The sequence below is a fragment of the Microbacterium sp. zg-Y625 genome (genome assembly GCF_030246925.1).
Taxonomy (GTDB): Bacteria; Actinomycetota; Actinomycetes; order Actinomycetales; family Microbacteriaceae; genus Microbacterium; species Microbacterium jiangjiandongii.
Window position 1 is genome coordinate 522903 of sequence record NZ_CP126740.1, and the last position, 17115, is coordinate 540017.

The window sequence follows — 17115 nt, forward strand, 5'->3', positions numbered from 1 at the left end:
ACTGGGGGAACCGTGTCTGAACGGTTGAACGTCGCCGTCATCGGCGCCGGGTATTGGGGGCCGAACCTCGCGCGCAACTTCCGCGCCGGATCGGATTGGGAGCTGGTCGCGATCTGCGACCTCGACATCGAGCGGGCACGGGCCGTCTCGGACAGCGTGGGCGGCGTGCCGATCACGTCGGACCTCGGCGCGCTGCTGCGCGACCCGCAGGTCGACGCGATCGCCATCGCGACGCCGGCGCGCACACACCACGCCATCGTGCTGGCGGCGCTCGAGGCGGGCAAGCACGTGATGGTGGAGAAGCCGCTCGCCGACACCCGTGAACGCGGCGTCGAGATGGTGCGGCGCGCCGAGCAGCAGGGTCTCGTGCTCATGGCCGACCACACCTACTGCTACACCCCGGCGGTGCTGAAGATCCGCGAGCTCATCGAGGAGGGGTCGCTGGGCGACATCCTGTTCGTCGACAGCGTGCGCATCAACCTGGGTCTCATCCAGCCCGACGTCGACGTCTTCTGGGACCTCGCGCCGCACGATCTGTCGATCATGGACTTCGTGCTTCCCGGCGGGCTCGCGGCGACCTCGGTCTCGGCCCACGGCTCCGACCCGCTGCAGACGGGCAAGTCCTGCGTCGGGTACCTCGCCATGCCGCTGGAGTGCGGCGCGATGGCGCACGTGCACGTCAACTGGCTGAGCCCGACGAAGATCCGCCAGATGGTCATCGGGGGGACCAAGCGCACCCTCGTCTGGGACGACCTCAACCCGCAGCAGCGGCTGAGCGTCTACGACCGCGGGGTCGACATCGACAACCTGTCGAAGGTCACCTCCGCCGACACCCGGGCTGCGAACATCTCGTACCGGCTCGGTGACACCTGGGCGCCGGCGCTTCCCGAGCGTGAAGCCCTGGGCGGCGTGGTGTCGGAGTTCGCCGCCGCCATCCGCGAAGGACGCCCGGCCCGCACGAGCGGCGCCGCGGGCCTGCGCGTGCTGTCGGTGCTCGACGCCGCCGCATCCAGCCTTGCCGCCGCCGGTGCTCCGCGCCCGGTCGCGGCCGACCTCGAGGAGGTGGCGGCATGACCCGCCTGGAAGATTCCCGCATTCTGGTCACCGGCGGCGCCGGCACGATCGGCTCCACGCTGGTGGACGAGCTGCTCGCCGCAGGAGCCGCCCACATCGACGTGCTCGACAACCTGGTGCGTGGGCGCCTCGCCAACCTCGACGACGCGCTCGCCACGGGGCGGGTGTCGCTCATCGACGGAGACATCCGCGACGCCGGGCTCGTCGACGAGCTCACCGCCGGCAAGGATGTGGTCTTCCACCAGGCCGCGATCCGCATCACCCAGTGCGCCGAAGAGCCCCGGCTCGCGCTCGAGGTGCTCGTCGACGGCACGTTCAACGTCGTCGAGGCGGCCGCGCGTCACCGCGTCGGCAAGCTCGTCGCGGCATCCAGCGCGTCGGTCTACGGCATGGCGGAGACCTTCCCCACCGACGAGCGGCACCACCACGAGAACAACGACACCCTGTACGGCGCCGCGAAGACGTTCAACGAAGGACTGGTGCGCAGCTTCCGTGCCATGTCGGGGCTGGACTACGTGCTCCTGCGCTACTTCAACGTCTACGGACCGCGCATGGATGTGCACGGCCTCTACACCGAGGTGCTGGTGCGGTGGATGGAGCGCATCGCCGACGGCCGGCCGCCGCTGATCTTCGGCGACGGGGCGCAGACGATGGACTTCGTCTGCGTGCCCGACATCGCCCGCGCGAACGTGCTGGCGGCCCGCAGCGACATCGTCGAGGGCACCTACAACATCGCCAGCGGCCAGGAGACGAGCCTGCTGCAGCTGGCCGAGGCGCTGCTGCGCGTCATGGATGCCGAGCACCTGGGTGTCGAGCACGGACCCGACCGCGCCGTGAACGGCGTCGTCCGCCGGCTGGCCGACACGACGGCCGCCCGGCGCGACCTCGGGTTCGAGGCGACCATCGGCATCGAGGAGGGCCTGCGGCGCCTCGTCGAGTGGTGGGCGCCGCTGCGTGAAGAGATCTCGACCGGACGGACGGTGCAGACGCGATGAGCGAGCGGATCAATGTGATGGTGCCCTGGCTCGGCCAGGAGGAGGCCGAGGCGGTGGCGGAGGTCATCGCCAGCGGCTGGGTCGCCCAGGGACCGCGGGTGGCGCAGTTCGAGAGGGAGTTCGCCGAGGCCATGGACGCCCGCTACGCCGTCGCGACGACGAGCTGCACGACAGCCCTGCACCTGGCCCTCATCGTCGCCGGCATCGGCCCGGGCGACGACGTCGTGGTGCCGTCGCTGTCGTTCATCGCGACGACCAACGCGGTGCGGTACGTCGGAGCGCATCCGGTGTTCGCCGACGTCGACCCGATCACCGGCAACGTCACCGGCGAGACGCTGCGCATGGCGATCACGTCGGCCACGAAGGCGGTCATCGTGGTCGACCAGGGCGGTGTGCCGGTCGACCTGGACGACGTGCGCGAGGCCACCGATCCGCTCGGGATCATCGTGATCGAGGATGCCGCGTGCGGCGCCGGATCCACGTACAAGGGGCGGCCGGTGGGCGCCGGGGCCGAGATCGCGGCGTGGTCCTTCCACCCGCGCAAGCTCCTCACCACGGGCGAGGGCGGCATGCTCACCACGCGGCGAGGGGACTGGGCCAAGCGCGCCCGGCACCTGCGCGAACACGCGATGAGCGTGTCGGCCGCCGACCGGCACGGCTCCGTGCTGCCCCCGGCCGAGGAGTACAGCGAGGTCGGCTACAACTACCGCATGACCGACCTGCAGGCCGCCGTCGGACTCGTGCAGCTGCGGCGTCTGCCGCGCATCGTGAAGCGCCGCCGGGAGCTCGCGGCGGGCTACCGCGCCGCGATCCGTGAGATCCCGGGGCTGCGCCCGGTGGCGGACCCCGCATACGGGACCGGCAACGTGCAGTCCTTCTGGGTCGAGGTGCTCGAGGACTACCCGGTCGACCGCGACGGTCTGCTCACTGCCCTCGCCGAGGCGGACATCTCGGCCCGGCGCGGCATCATGGCCTCGCACCGGCAGCCTCCCTATCGGCACCTGGTGCCCGCGAACGGGCTGCCGGCGACCGACCGGCTCACCGACAGCACGCTCATCCTGCCGCTCTACCACACGCTGAGCGCCGACGATCAGGACCGCATCATCTCGGTGCTGCGCGCACCCGTCGGGGTGCCGGCATGATCGCCGGGGTGCTGCTGATCGGCGCCGGCGGGCTGGCCCGCGAGGTGCTGGCGGCGGGGATCGGAGGGGTCGCCGGCATCCTCGACGACGACCGTTCGCTCCTGGGTGCCGAGGTCGGTGGTGTGCCGGTCATCGGGACCGTCGACGCCGCGGTGCACCGGGAGGAGCGACTGCTCGTGTGCATCGGCCCCGGCGCCGCGCGTCGGCGCGTGGTGCGGCGCCTCTCCGAAGCGGGGGTGGCGCAGCACCGCTTCGCGACGTTCGCCGCGCCGTCCGCGCGGATCGGCGCGACCAGCGTCGTCGGTGCAGGATCGATCCTGCTCGACGGCGTGGTCGTCACGGCCGACGCCGTCATCGGCCGACACGTCGTCGTCATGCCGAACTGCGTCATCACCCACGACGACGTCCTCGACGACGGCGCGACGCTGGCCGCGGGGGTCGCCCTCGGCGGAGGCGTGCGGGTCGGTGAGGGCGCCTACATCGGGATGAACGCCTCGATCCGTCAGGGCGTCGCCATCGGGGCGGACGCCACCGTGGGGATGGGAGCCGTCGTGCTCGCCGACGTCCCTGCGACCGAGACCTGGGCCGGTGTGCCCGCACGACCTCTGGGAGTCCTCGCATGACCGCCACGCTCACCGAATCGGTGCCGTTCCTCGACCTCGCCGCGCAGCAGGCGGAGATCGCCGACGAGGTGATGCCGGTGTGGCAGGCGCAGCTGACGTCGGCCGCCTTCGTCGGCGGGCCCGAGGTCGCGGCGTTCGAGAGCGAGTACGCCGATTACATCGGCGTGCGTCACGTCGTGGGGGTCTCCAACGGCACCGACGCCCTCGAACTCGCCTATCGCGCCGTCGGCGTGCGGCCGGGCGACGAGGTCATCATGCCGGCCAACACCTTCATCGCCACGGCCGAGGCCGCCTCGCGCCTGGGGGCCGTGCCGGTGTTCGTCGATGTGGACGACGAGCACCTGCTCATCGATCCGGGCGCCGTCGAGGCAGCGATCACGCCGCGTACCCGGGTGATCGCGCCGGTGCACCTGTTCGGGCAGACCGCGCCCATGGGCCTCATCACGGCCCTCGCCCGGCGCCACGACCTGGCAGTCGTCGAGGATGCCGCGCAAGCGCAGGGCGCCGGCGGCTCCGCCGGGCGGGCGGGCGCGCTCGGGCAGGTCGCCGCCACGAGCTTCTACCCCGGCAAGAATCTGGGGGCGGCCGGCGACGCCGGCGCCGTGATGACCGACGACGACGACATCGCCGCTCTCGTCCGCAACCTCGGCGCGCACGGCAGCGCCGTGAAGTACGTGCACGACCACGTCGGAATGAACGCCCGGCTCGACGCCGTGCAGGCGAGCGTGCTGCGGGCGAAGCTGCGACGCCTCGACGGGTGGAACACCGCCCGGCGGGCCGCGGCGCGGCGCTACGGCGAGCTGCTCGGCGACGTCGAGGGGGTGCGTCTGCCGTCGGTCCGCGCCGGCAACAGCGACGTCTGGCACCTCTATGTGGTGCGGGTCGCCGAGCGCGCACGCGTCATGGCTCAGCTGGGTGCTGCGGGGATCGGCACCGGCATCCACTACCCGACCCCCGTGCACCTCACCGAGGCGTACGCATACCTGGGAGGCCGGCGCGGGCAGTTCCCCGTCGCCGAGGCCGCCGCCGAGCGCATCATGTCGCTGCCGATGTTCCCGCACCTGACCGCCGACCAGCAGGCGCGCGTCGCGGAGGTGCTGCGTGCAGCCGTCCGGAACTGACGAGACCGGCGTCATGACCCCGCCGCCACCCGTGCGCCCCGGCGGGCCGGGTGCCCAGCGGGCGCTGGTGTGGAGCTTCGCGAACACCGCATTCGGCAAGTTCGGCACCCTCCTCATCTCGATCGTCATCGCGCGGGTGCTCGGGCCGGACGAGTTCGGCACCTACGCCGTCGCCCTCGTCGCGCTCGCCGCGGTGCTGAGCTTCAACGAGCTCGGGGTGAGTCTCGCGATCGTGCGGTGGGAGGGCGACCCGCGGCGCATCGCCCCGACGGTCGCGACGATCTCGATCGCGGCGAGCCTGGCGTTCTTCGCCCTCGCGTGGGCGGCGGCGCCGTCCTTCGCCGCTGCCATGGGCGACGCCGGTGCGGCCGACGTCGTACGGGTCATGCTCGTGTGCGTGCCGATCAACGGCCTGGTCGCGGTGCCGGCGGCGCTGCTGCAGCGGGACTACCAGCAGGGAAAGCGCACCATCGCCGACCAGGTGAACATCTGGCTCGGCGCGGGGATCTCGGTCGTGCTGGCGCTTCTCGGCTGGGGGGCGATGAGCCTCGCCATCGGGCGCGTCGTGGCATCCGTCGTCTTCGCGATCATGCTGATCGCGTTCTCGCCCAGCGGGCTGCGCTTCGGGTGGGATCGGCAACTGGTGCGCCCGCTGCTGCGATTCGGGCTCCCGCTGGCGGCGGCGAGCATCGTGGTCTTCGCGGTGGGGTACGCCGATCAGCTCGTCGTGGGCGCGGTTCTCGGGACCTCCGCGCTGGGCTTCTACCTGCTGGCATTCAATCTCGCGAGCTTTCCGGTGACCATGCTGTCGTACCCGATCCGGGCGGTGGCCCCGGCAGCTTTCGCCCGAATCCAGCACGACCCCTGGCGGATGGATGTCAACTTCCGCGCGGCGTACCGACTCGTGCTGGTTGTGGCGCTGCCGGCGTGTGCCTTCATCGCAGGGGCCGCGGTGCCGATCGTGGGACTCGTCTTCGGTGAGGTGTGGCTCCCCGCGTCGCTGGCACTGCAATGGCTTGCCCTGCAGGCAGCTGTGCGGGTGGTCTTCGAGCTCGCGTACGACTTCCTCGCAGTCAAGCGCCGTTCAGCGACACTGATGGGTATCCAAACCGCGTGGTTGGCCGCATCCATTCCCGCGCTCCTGGTGGGGGCGCAGTGGGGCGGTACCGAGGGCGTGGCCGCGGCGCAGTTCGTCGTGGCCGCGCTCGTGCTCGTCACAGGCTACGCATGGGCGCTGCACCGCGCGGGGGTGCGCGTGCGCGCGCTGGCCCGCACCGGCGTCCTTCCGCTGGCTGGTGCAGTCGGAGCGGGTGCCGCGAGCTGGGCCATCGCTCAGTCACCACTTCCGGACGTCGTGGCGGTGCTACTGGCCGGGTTCTCCTCATTGGCGATCATCGGCGTGCTCGCGGCGATGTCGCGAAGCAGTGTGAGGACCCTCCGTCGCTCCGACGACGAGGAGGAGAGCCGATGAGGATCATCGTCTACCCGCATGACCTGAACATCGGCGGCAGCCAGCTCAATGCGATCGAGTTGGCCGCAGCCGTGCGTGACCTCGGCCACGAAGTGCTGATCTTCGGGCGTCGCGGCGCGCTGAACGCGCGGATCGATGCCCTGGGGGTCGAGTTCATCGAGGCTCCCCCCATGGGAAAGCGCCCCTCTCCGTCTGCAGCCGCGGCGCTGCGCGACATTGTGGACCGCCGCGGCATCGACGTGATCCACGGGTACGAGTGGCCGCCCACCTTGGATGCGACGCTTGCGGTGGCAGGTCGGCGGAGACCTGCGGTCATGGCGACAGTGATGTCGATGTCGGTGCCGCGTTTCATCCCGCGCTCCGTGCCGCTCGTGGTCGGCACGGAAGAGATCGCTGATGCCGAACGTCACGCGGGACGACGACGGGTCGATGTGCTCGAGCCCCCCGTCGACCTGACCCACAACGACGTTGCGCACGATCCGGGTGTGGCGGCTTTCCGCGAACGCTTCGGCCTGCACGAGGAGCGCATCACAATCGTGTCGGTGTCCCGCTTCGCGCGCGAACTCAAACTTGAGGGGGTGCTGACCGCGATCGACGTGGTCGGCAGGATGTCCCGCACCGACCCTGTCCGTCTCGTGTTGGTCGGTGATGGGCCGGCGAGCAGTGAGGTCGAGGGACGCGCCCGACGCGTGAATGACGAATTCGGTCCGGGGACGGTTGTGCTCACCGGCAGACTCGACGACCCGCGGCCGGCATATGCCGCGGCGGATATCTCTTTCGGGATGGGAGGGTCGGCCTTGCGCGCGCTGGCGTATGGCTCGCCGCTGATCGTGCAGGGCGAGCACGGGTTCTGGAAGACGCTCACGCCTCACACGATCGAGGCGTTCCTGTGGACAGGCTGGTACGGCGTCGACGGCGGCGCCGAACACGGGGTGGAGGCGTTGGAGAGTGAGCTCAGGCCGCTCGTGCGCTCACACGCCCTCCGCCGGCAGCTGGGCGCGTACGGGCTGGGACTGGTCCGCGAGCGGTTCTCGCTCGAGCGGGCGGCGGCGCTTCAGGTCGCCATGTACGAACGTGCTCTAGATCGGCCGGCTCCCTTCCCTCTGGCGTCGAACGTGGCCGCGTTGGGGCGCTACGGCGCCTATTACGTGGGCAAGCGAGTCCGACGTGCCCGGGGAACGGAAGCCGAGGACGACTTCAACGCTCGCCCCGTCACGGCCCTGCGCAGGGCGGCGACGACATGAGCGCCGACGCGTCCGCCATCGTCTGGTTCGCCGGCGTCGAATGGGACGGTGTCATCGGCACGGATCGACGCATCGTTACCGAAATCGCTGCGCTTCGACCGGTGATCTGGATTGATCCTGCGCAACGGGGCTCCTGGCGCGCCTGGTTGCGGGGGCGAGGTCACGCTGTGACACCGATGGGCGCCATCACGCGGGTGCGGGTACCCGCCCTCCCAGGCGTCGCGCGCTGGCCGATGCGCGCCGTCACCGGGGTTATTCGCTCCGCGACGTGCGCATGGGTATTGCGGGGGCGTGCGGTGCACGCGGTCGTCGTCGCCAATCCGATGACGCCTTTCCCGCGCATTCGCGCTCGGCGGGTGCTTTATCTAACGGACGATTGGGTGGCGGGGGCGCACCTCATGGGCCTGGGCCGAGCGTGGGTGGAGGGCATTCAGCGCGGCAATGTCCGGCAAGCGGACGTGATCGCCGCCGTGAGTCCCACACTGGCGGAGACCGTGGCCGCCGATGCATCGCACGCACGGATCGCTGTGCTGCCCAACGGTGCGCCCGTCCTGGCCGCCTCCGCCGGAGGAGAACGCGGGCCGCTGGCCGGTCTCGTGGGGCAGGTCAACGAACGACTGGATCTGGCCCTGCTCGAGGCGGTTGTCGCCGCGGGCGTGGGTCTTCGCATCGTCGGTCCGCACAGAGCGCGCGATGCGGTGTTCACTGAACGCTTCGAGCGACTGGTGGCGCATCCCCGCGTCGACTGGCGTGGGGCCGTGCCGGCGCATGAGGTGGCGGGCCATCTCGCGCAGATTGCGGTGGGTCTCACTCCCTACACCCCGTCGGCGTTCAACCGAGCGAGCTCGCCGCTGAAGACGCTGGAGTATCTGGCAGCCGGCGTGCCCGTCGTATCCAGCGATCTGCCGGCTTCACGGTGGCTGGCCACCTCGGACGTCACCGTCTGCAGTGACCCGGAGGGCTTCGCTGCAGCCGTGCAGCAGTCGGTGGCCCGGCGTGGTGACGACGGCGCGGACGCGCGACGGCGCCGGTTCGCTCAGGATCACAGCTGGGCGCGTCGGGCGAGACAAATGCTCGAACTGATCGACTCCGTTCACGCATCCGGAGGCGGCAGCGATGGCGCGCGCTAGGCTACGGGGATTCAGCCGGGGGGCTGGCGAAGGACGGGCGATGACGCTACGCGATATCCTGCGTGCGCTGGGGCGGCGGTGGTACGTCGCGTGCGTGCCTCTCGCGGCGGCGGCCGTGCTGCTCGGACTGTTCTGGAGCGGTGCGGGCGTGTACTCCACCCGCACCGTGGTGTCTTTCACCTTTCCGTACGAAAGCTCGCTCACGCCCGACAACGCGACCTCGAACGAGAGCGTGATTGCCTTCGCCGGCGCGGTCGCTTCGCAGATCAGCCCGAACACGCCGACGGTGCGCTACTCGGCGGGAGACGCGCCCTATTACGGCGCGGGTCTACGGCAGGGCATCCTCGTCGGGTTGCGCGACGATGGCAGCCAGTGGGCCCCGAGCTACGGCACTGCCGTGATCGAGATCCAGATCGTCGGTCAGACCGAGCAATGGGTCGCGGAGCAGCAGTCGCAGATCCTCGCGCGGGTGAAGCAGAGCACCGAAGCTCAGCAGTCGGGGGGCGGCATAGCGCCCGAAGAACGCATCACCGCGCGGGTCGAGCCGCTCACGTTGAGAATCGAGCACATCACGCCGTCACGTATGGCACAGGCGATGGCAGCAGCCGCAATGGTCGGCGCTGGCGTGCTCGTGGCGGCGTGGGCGGCAGTCGCCTCGGACGAGGTACTGAGTCGACGTGACCAACGTCGCGCACCAACAGGGGGAAGGGTCTCATGAACTTCGCAGCGGTCCTCAGGAGTCTTCGCCGCCGGTGGTACATCGTGGTCCCCGGCATCCTGATCGCCATCTCGGCCGCGGCGGTCGCATGGGCGACGATCCCCCCGGACTATGAGCGAGCGGCCACGCAGTTGCTGCTACCGGGGGAAGGAACCTTGCCGGAAGGGAGTTCCAATCCGTTCCTCTTCCTCGGTGGGCTCACCGCGGCAGCGGATGTCATCGTCCGCGCCGTCGGGTCGGAAGACGTCGTTCGTGAGCTCACCGAGCCTCACCCCGGATCTGAGATGGTGGTCTCCCGCGATCCGCTGAATGCCGGCCCCGCCATCCTGATCACGGTGACCGCGCCGCAGGACGAAGTCGCGGCAGAGATCCTCGACGACGCGATCGAAATGACAGTCCGAACCGTCGAAGAATTACAGACGAGTCAGGGCATTCCGGCGACGAGCCAGATCGGGGTGACCCTCGTCACGCGCGACGGCGTGAGTACGCTCCAACAGCGGAACCGGCTCACGGTCGTCGCGGCGTTGGGGCTGGGAACCTCAGCGCTCGCCGTGCTGCTTGCGGCCGTGGTGGACGGTCTCGCGCGTGAGCGCCGTCGCAGGCGGCACCGTTCGGATCATCCCGCAGCGGCGGCGCCGGGACGTCCTCGTCGCCGCGTGGAGGACCACGATTCTCCGCCGCGGGGTGACGCTCACGACGCGCCACCGCACTCGGACTCGGAGCGCGGTGCGTCTCAAAGGAGCGATCTGGTGCCGGTGCACAACTCGGAGACGTGAGTATGCGCGCCGATCTCCCCCAACCTCGTGCGGCGTATGAGCACAGCGTGGTCAAGGCCTCGCGTGGTGGAAGCGCGCTCACGATGGTCACCGTCTACCTTGTGCTACTCATCGCCGTTCCGTCGAACCTGACCATCACTGCTCTCGGATCCCTGGGTCGGCCGTCGCTGCTGTGGGGGCTTCTCCTCATGATGTGGTGGACGCTCGCTCGCTTGCAGCAACGCAACGTCGACGTCCTGCCCGTCCGTCAGCCTGTGCGCCTGGCGCTGGGGTGCTTGGTGGTCGTGGTGCTTGTGAGTTTCGCGTTCGCGATGCTCAGAGGCCAGCCGGCCGACCAAGTCAGTCCTGCCATCGTGTCCTTGTTGCGCTTGATGTCATGGAGCGGCGTGCTCCTGGTCGTCATGGATGGCATCCGCACTCACCATGACGCTGCGAAGCTTCATCGACGGATCGTCGGGGCAGGGGTTTTTCTCGCTGTGCTCGGGCTGTGTCAGTTCTTCGCCGGACAGACCCTTCTTGGGTGGGTGGCAGCCCTTCCCGGCGTGAGCATGGATCTCGGCGGCGTCGACACTCGAGGAATGTTCACGCGAGCGTCGGGCACGGCCACACACCCGCTGGAGTACACGGCTGCGATCACGGCGATCCTTCCGCTCGCGCTGGCCCATGGGTTGCTGCGAGGTCCGCGGTCCGCGGGGGGGATCATCACCGCATGGCTGCCGGCAACGCTCCTCGCGCTCGCCGCACTGCTCTCGGTCTCACGCTCCGCCGTCATCGGGATCGCGGTCGCGTTCGTCGCCTTCCTCCCGGGGATGCCCCGGGGATACCGCATGGCAATCGGCGTCGGCGGTGCAGTCGCGGCAGCGGCGGTCGTGATCGTGGTGCCCGGGATGCTCTCCACGACGTTGTCGCTGTTCACGCAGGCGTCCGGTGACCCGAGCACCCAATCGCGCACGAATGCGCTTGCCAGGGTCCCTGAGTTCCTCGCCACGAGTCCGCTCGTCGGGCAGGGATTCGGGACCTTCCTCCCGCGCTATTACATCTTTGACAACCAGTGGGTTCTCACCACGGTTGAACTCGGGGTGCTGGGCGTCGCTTCGCTGTTGGCGATGGTGGGATGCGCCGTGGTCGGTGCCGCCCGCGCGGGTCGTTTCTCACGGTTCCCGGATACCCGCCTGCTGGGCTCCGCGACGGCCGCATCGACCCTGACCATCGCGGTGCTCTTGCTGTTTTTCGACGGCCTCAGCTTTCCCATCGCTGCCGGCCTCATGTTTCTCCTCATCGGCTATGCGAGCGCTCTGCGGGCCATCGGACGGGCGGATAGCGATTTGGCGCTTCGATCTCGAGCGCGTGCGCTTCCCGGCGTCGGGGTGGCTCGGCGGCGCGCCATTCCGACGCGAGTGAGTCAGCACCTGTCCCGTTCGACAGATGCCCAGTAGGAGGCATACAGTGGCCGACCAATCCCCACGAACCCTGGAAATCCTCACGCCGAGCTACGCACCCGATTTCGAATTGTGTCGCGATCTGGTCGAGAGCGTGCAGCGGTTCGCACCGCCGGGCACCCTGCATCGCATCGTCGTGCCGGCGCACGATCACCGGTTGTTCGCGGAGCTGGCCGGTGACAACGTGACGGTCCAGACGGTGGGCCACCTCTTGCCCACACGGATGCGCAAGGTGCCGCGGGCGAATGCCTGGATCGACGTTCGCCATCCCTGGCCGCCCGTGCGTGGTTGGATCGCCCAGCAGGTCGTGAAGCTCGGGGCCGCGGCCGGCAGCACGGCCGACCGTGTGCTTCTCGTTGACTCCGACATCGTGTTCATCCGCCCGTTCTCCATCGCGGACTACGGTGCCGGGGGAGGCATCCCGCTGTACCGCCTGCCCAGCGGTGTACATGAGGGCATGACACGCCACGTGATCTGGGACACCGTCGCCCGGCGGATGCTCGGCCTGCCGCTGCCTGCTCGCGGCGGTGACGCTCGCTTGCCGGATTACATCTGCTGCCCCTGCATCTGGGACCCGGCGGTGGTGCGTGCACTGCTGGCGTGGGTACAGGAGCGCGCCGGGATCCCCTGGCAGGCGGCGATCGGCCGCAACCTGCACTTCTCGGAGATGGTGCTCTACGGGGTATATGTCGACGAAATCGTCTCAGCGTACACGCCCGTGATGCACCAGACGGCGATGCGATGCGTCAACCACTACGACGAAAACCCCCTCGACGACGAAGCGTTCGCGCGTCTGCTGGGTGCAGCATCGGAGGAAGATGTCGCCGTGATGGTGTCCGCCAAATCCGGCACCGACCTGGCGACACGTCGACGGGCGATTGCGGCGTTCCTGGGCGATTGAATCGGGAGCGGCGATCAGTCGCGCAGCGCCAGTCGGTAGATGTGGTGGTCGTGCTCAGCGGTGAAGGTATCCACCACGGTCCCGTCGACTGCGGCGAGCGTACGGTCTTCGCCGATCACTTCGATGACGCTGCCGTCGACACCTGCAGGCAGCTCGAGCGATCGCGATCCTGTGCCTCCGTCGGTCATCGCGATGATGTAGGCGTAGCCGTCGCGTGCTTTGAGGGTCGTCTCCAGGCCCGGCCCAAAATCCCACCGGTACGACGGCGAGTTGATAACGGGCGCGAGCGCGGTCACCTCGGCGTTGATGGCTTTGACCTCAGCCCGCAGCGTCTCGCCGCACTCGACGAGCGAGTAGTTCCCGCAGATGCCGTTGCTGTTGTGCTGGAAGTACGCGATGCCCGCCGCGCCGTGGATGATCGAGTTCCACACGGCACCCTCGATCTGCTGGCCGGTCATGCTCGTCGCGCCCGCCTCGCTCAAGTACGGCTCGGCGGTTTCGATGAACACCCAGTTCGGTCGGGATGCGGCCGGCGACGCGAACGTCTCCATCTGGTCCTGCAGCCACCCGTAAGCCCCGGAAGAGGCCGGTTCCTTGCCGGCAGGCCAGGCGGGGGACGTTGGCAGCAGATCCTGCACGTGCGGACTGGTGTACGCGTACTTGTCGACGCTCGTGACGTCCATCAGCGCAACGTGCTCGTCCATTGTCGTCGGTGCCCAGTAGGTGCCCAGCACACCGTTCCCGAAGTTCGCTTGAAGGAACCGGCCGTCGTTGCGAGAGCGGAAGTCGGACACGAAGCCCTGTTGCGCGGCTAGCCTGCCCCGCTCGGACTCCTCAGTGCAATCGGAGTAGCCCATCTCGCATTCGTCGCTGACGTGCCATCCGACCACCCTCGCGTTGTTTGAGACCTCCGCCGGCGTCCACTCGTTCTGTGCGAGGACAGAGATGCCCTCGTTCGTGATCGACGTCAGCGGTGAGCCGTCGTGCTCGGCGCCCATATAGGTGTTCACCCCGATGGCTGCCAAAGACCCCGCGTGCTCCGGCTTGCCGAAGAACACGGCGATGGGGAAGAAGGTGTCCTCGTCCCATCCTGCGGCGCTGGCCTTGTCGAATCTGCTGTAGTACTGCGCGCCGCCCCACCACGCTTCCTGCGGCAGATCCAGCACGGAGCCGCCCCGCCCCGGCGCGGGGCTCGGGGTGGGGGTCGGCGAGGGAGTGGCCGTGGGTCGGGGCGTCGGGGCGGGGGTCGTCGGGACGGGAGTGGGCGACGGACTCGGCGCGGGTGTGGGGGCTGTGGATGCCGGAGCGAAGACGATATCGACGTAGTAGTTCGAGTTCAGATAGTTGTCGGTGGGGAAGCCGCCGGGGCCGTATGCATAGACGCCGGCACCGGCAGGAACCGACAGGTAGGGCGAGTCGATTCCCTGATCGAAGAAGTGGTCTTCAGCGGCATAGCGCCCTCGCGTCGCGAGGTAGGACACGACGTACTCGCCCCCGGCAGTCACCTCCACCGGTGCGGAAAGGCGAGCCAGCTGCCAGCCTTCTGCAGAAGTCTCGGCGAAGGTGACACGTGAGAGCACCTCTCCATCGGCATCCCAGAGTGTGCCGCGATGCGGACCGTCGTTACCCGAGGTCTTGAAGAACCGGATGCCGGTGATCGTCCCATCGACTTTGGGCGAGAATCTCATGCCCAGTTCGACGGACGCGGTGTCCGCATCCTCCGCGTCGGCGGACGGTGCATCGTCCAGGACGGATCCGGTTGCCGCATCGGGGTTCGGAGTCGGTTCGCCCGTGCCCGGATCGGGCTCGGGGACGAAGGACACATCGACGAAGTAATTCGAGAAGCGGTGCGACTGGGAGGGAAAGCCTCCCGCTTCGTAGGTGTAGACGCCGGCAGCCCGGGGGAGCTGCAGGCCCCCGACCGCATTCGGCCGAACGAAGTAGTTCTCCTCTACCGAGTACGCACCGGACTCGGCCGTGTAGGAGACGACATACTCCTGGCCCGCGTCGAGGGGGACAGGACTACTCAGCGCCGCAGTCTGCCATCCTTCCGGGGAGCCGGTCGCGAAGACGACCCGTGCAAGGAGCTCTCCCTGTGCAGACCAGAGTGATCCCGTGTGCGGACCCTCGTTGGCGTCGGTCTTGAAGAAGCGGATCCCCGTGACGGTTCCCGCAGTCGCGGGGGTGAACCGCATACCGAGTTCGACCGCACGGGTGTCCGGATCGACAGGAACGGCGGGTTTCGCGCTGTCTGCGAAGATGGACCGCGACGCGGAGGCGGCGGTTGTTCCGGTGAGCACCGGCCCGGCGTTCGCCGGAACCATGGCGGAGGCGAACACGGTGACCTCACCGGGCCGCGCCGGATCTGCGGGGATGGCCGTCGCGGTGGGGTGGGAAACCACGACACTGAGGATCAGGACCGCTGCGGCGGCGAGGGCGAGACGGATCGGCGCCAGCGCAGGGCGCCCCAGCGGCGCGGCGGTCCTGTGGGAGGCAGGCGTCATCTTCATTGGAGACACTCCCCGCGGGGGATGGGTCGCGCCGAGTCACGCGAGTGCAAGAAGCGTAACAACGGGGCAAGAGCCACTTGGGCTCGGTGAGGCACTTCTCATCGGGCGCGGAATCCGGCCACACGAGGCGGGGAGAGCGCGGTGACTGCGGCCAGTTCGCGGCTGGAATCGTCCCGCTCCCACAGATCGGTATCCGTCGACCGTCTTGCGCGGTGTCGGCCCAGCGCGGTCAAGGCGGTGAAGATGACCGCGTCGGCAAGACTCCACGGGCCCCGTACCGTCCGCAGCACATCACGCAGGGTCTTGCCGCCGCCGTCGTGGCCGAGTGCGGATACGCCGCGTCTGCTGCGAGTCAGCACCGCGAGGAGCGCCCCGGTCGTACGCGGCACGCGCACGCGGACGGGTGGGCTCAGCGGGATCGCCTTCTCTGCAGGGCTGAACATGCTGTCGACGTAGAAGTCGTCGGCGGTTACCGCGGGGAGGATCCCGACACGCTCGATCCCCGGTCCGGTCAATGCGTAGACGCCAGCGCCCCAGAGGGCGCCGGTCATGCTGGCCACGCGCGAGCGCGCCCGGTAGTAGGCGCGCACGAGCGGGACCGAGTCGAGTGCGTCGTACTCGAATGGTGGTCTGCCGGCGTGGATCCCCGGTCGCGCCAGCGCGCGCATGAGGCCCGGGATCGCCGCCGACGGGAATTCGATGTCGGCGTCGAGCACGATGAACGGCTCGGCCGATGCGGTCCTGATGCCTTCGTTCACAGCGGCGATCTTGGAGGCCATGTCGAGGCTGGTCACCCTGACACCGGGCACGGACCCGGCTTTGGGTGCGGTGTCGTCGCTGCATGCGTTGCAGACGACATGAATGTCGAGAGAGTTGAGACCGGCAGGTTCAGCGAGTTCGCGGAGGGTTCGTTCGATGACGGCGGCTTCATTGTGAGCAGGCACGATGACAGATGCCGTGGGCGAATCCGTCGACCCTCGCCAACTGCCTCGGGGCAGGGACCGCCAGCTGCGTTCGTCGCGCAGTGTGCGGTACACGAATCGATGCGCCTCCGATTTGTGCATGCGCAGCGCCGCCCCCACGATGGCGACGCGGCGGTAGGCCTCCGCGCGACGTGGAGCATGTTTTCGCACGTATCGCACCCTGCTGACGTTGAGGAGCGCATCGAGGGCCGCCGACGAGCCCGACTTGCCCTGGCTGTGTTCGACCACCGCGCTCGGCTCGAACACGACGGCGAAGCCGGCGGCCCGGACACGATGGCAATAGTCGGTCTCTTCCGAGTACAGGAAGAACCGTTCGTCCCATTCCCCGGCGGCCCTTGCCGCCTCCGCTGTGACGAGGAGGGCGGCTCCACTCGCCCAATCGACGTCCCGTTGACGGGTATAGGCGACCGGCCGCCGCACCCACTCCGTGAGTGCTCGCGGTCTCGACGCCCACAGCGGACCCAGGATCGCGTCGCTCAGCGCACGAAGCACGCCGGGCTCATTGAAGAGCGAGGGTGTCACCTGCCCGTCGTCGTCCACGATCCGCGGAGCGACGATACCCGCGTCGGGGCGTCCACGCCTTGCAGCCAAAAGCGCACGGACGGCGCCCGGGCGCACGCGGAGGTCGGGGTTGAGGATCAGGAAGCACTCTGTGTCGCCGGCCTGCGCAGCGGCGACATTGATCCCTCCCGAATAGCCGAGGTTTCCGCCCGAGCGCACCACGACGACATCATCATGCCGAGCCAGGACGCCGAGCGTCTCGTCCGACGAGTCGTTGTCCGCGACAATCACTCTCATGCCGGTGAGTGCTGCTTCCGGCCGGAGGGACTGCAGCAGGCCATCGATCTCCTGCGCGCTGTTATACGTCACGACGAGGACGACGACTTCCGCAGGCTCGTCGACCGAGAGGAAGCGGTTATCCGGACGGATGGGCGTGCTCATGAGCGCGACTCCTTCATCTCTGCTCCGGCCGCTGGGGCCATGTGGC

At 69.0% G+C, this 17115-nt stretch carries 14 protein-coding genes; 12 read left to right on the forward strand and 2 right to left on the reverse strand.

From position 1 onward, the window contains the following. The first annotated feature begins 12 nt into the window (after positions 1-12). The 12 genes from QNO14_RS02295 (at position 13) to QNO14_RS02350 (ending at position 12634) form a co-directional block, all read left to right on the forward strand. On the forward strand, positions 13-1074 hold the full coding sequence (locus tag QNO14_RS02295) for a Gfo/Idh/MocA family protein (RefSeq protein ID WP_257494831.1): 1062 nt from the start codon (positions 13-15) through the stop codon (positions 1072-1074). Continuing rightward, complete coding sequence (locus QNO14_RS02300) at positions 1071-2069, forward strand: NAD-dependent epimerase/dehydratase family protein (protein WP_257506609.1); 999 nt, start codon at positions 1071-1073, stop codon at positions 2067-2069. Before QNO14_RS02295 ends, QNO14_RS02300 begins: the two co-directional genes overlap by 4 nt. Beyond that, positions 2066-3211, forward strand: a complete 1146-nt coding sequence (locus QNO14_RS02305) for a DegT/DnrJ/EryC1/StrS family aminotransferase (RefSeq protein ID WP_257494829.1) — start codon at positions 2066-2068, stop codon at positions 3209-3211. Before QNO14_RS02300 ends, QNO14_RS02305 begins: the two co-directional genes overlap by 4 nt. Next, positions 3208-3834, forward strand: coding sequence for a NeuD/PglB/VioB family sugar acetyltransferase (locus QNO14_RS02310; RefSeq protein WP_257494828.1), 627 nt, complete (start codon positions 3208-3210; stop codon positions 3832-3834). The genes QNO14_RS02305 and QNO14_RS02310 overlap by 4 nt, the downstream gene beginning before the upstream one ends. Next, positions 3831-4955, forward strand: coding sequence for a DegT/DnrJ/EryC1/StrS family aminotransferase (locus QNO14_RS02315; protein WP_257506610.1), 1125 nt, complete (start codon positions 3831-3833; stop codon positions 4953-4955). Before QNO14_RS02310 ends, QNO14_RS02315 begins: the two co-directional genes overlap by 4 nt. Before the next feature lie 13 nt (positions 4956-4968). Further along, positions 4969-6426, forward strand: coding sequence for an oligosaccharide flippase family protein (locus QNO14_RS02320; protein ID WP_257506611.1), 1458 nt, complete (start codon positions 4969-4971; stop codon positions 6424-6426). Continuing rightward, positions 6423-7670, forward strand: a complete 1248-nt coding sequence (locus tag QNO14_RS02325) for a glycosyltransferase family 4 protein (RefSeq protein WP_257506612.1) — start codon at positions 6423-6425, stop codon at positions 7668-7670. The genes QNO14_RS02320 and QNO14_RS02325 overlap by 4 nt, the downstream gene beginning before the upstream one ends. After that, positions 7667-8800, forward strand: coding sequence for a glycosyltransferase family protein (locus QNO14_RS02330; RefSeq protein WP_257506613.1), 1134 nt, complete (start codon positions 7667-7669; stop codon positions 8798-8800). Before QNO14_RS02325 ends, QNO14_RS02330 begins: the two co-directional genes overlap by 4 nt. Before the next feature lie 115 nt (positions 8801-8915). Further along, on the forward strand, positions 8916-9518 hold the full coding sequence (locus QNO14_RS02335; RefSeq protein ID WP_257506614.1) for a hypothetical protein: 603 nt from the start codon (positions 8916-8918) through the stop codon (positions 9516-9518). A gap of 284 nt (positions 9519-9802) precedes the next feature. Next, the gene (locus tag QNO14_RS02340) at positions 9803-10294 is read left to right on the forward strand and encodes a hypothetical protein (protein WP_285184404.1); all 492 of its coding nucleotides are present in this window, start codon (positions 9803-9805) and stop codon (positions 10292-10294) included. 47 nt (positions 10295-10341) lie between these two features. After that, positions 10342-11730 carry an O-antigen ligase family protein gene (locus tag QNO14_RS02345; protein ID WP_257506616.1) on the forward strand — a complete coding sequence of 463 codons (1389 nt, stop codon included), beginning with the start codon at positions 10342-10344 and terminating at the stop codon, positions 11728-11730. A gap of 10 nt (positions 11731-11740) precedes the next feature. Further along, the gene (locus tag QNO14_RS02350; protein WP_257506617.1) at positions 11741-12634 is read left to right on the forward strand and encodes a DUF6492 family protein; all 894 of its coding nucleotides are present in this window, start codon (positions 11741-11743) and stop codon (positions 12632-12634) included. Between the two features lie 14 nt (positions 12635-12648). Here the strand turns inward: QNO14_RS02350 and QNO14_RS02355 are convergent, their stop codons facing one another. Next, positions 12649-15138, reverse strand: coding sequence for a DUF4082 domain-containing protein (locus QNO14_RS02355; protein WP_257506618.1), 2490 nt, complete (start codon positions 15136-15138; stop codon positions 12649-12651). 104 nt (positions 15139-15242) lie between these two features. After that, positions 15243-17069 carry a glycosyltransferase family 2 protein gene (locus tag QNO14_RS02360; RefSeq protein WP_257506619.1) on the reverse strand — a complete coding sequence of 609 codons (1827 nt, stop codon included), beginning with the start codon at positions 17067-17069 and terminating at the stop codon, positions 15243-15245. Between the last annotated feature and the right edge of the window lie 46 nt (positions 17070-17115).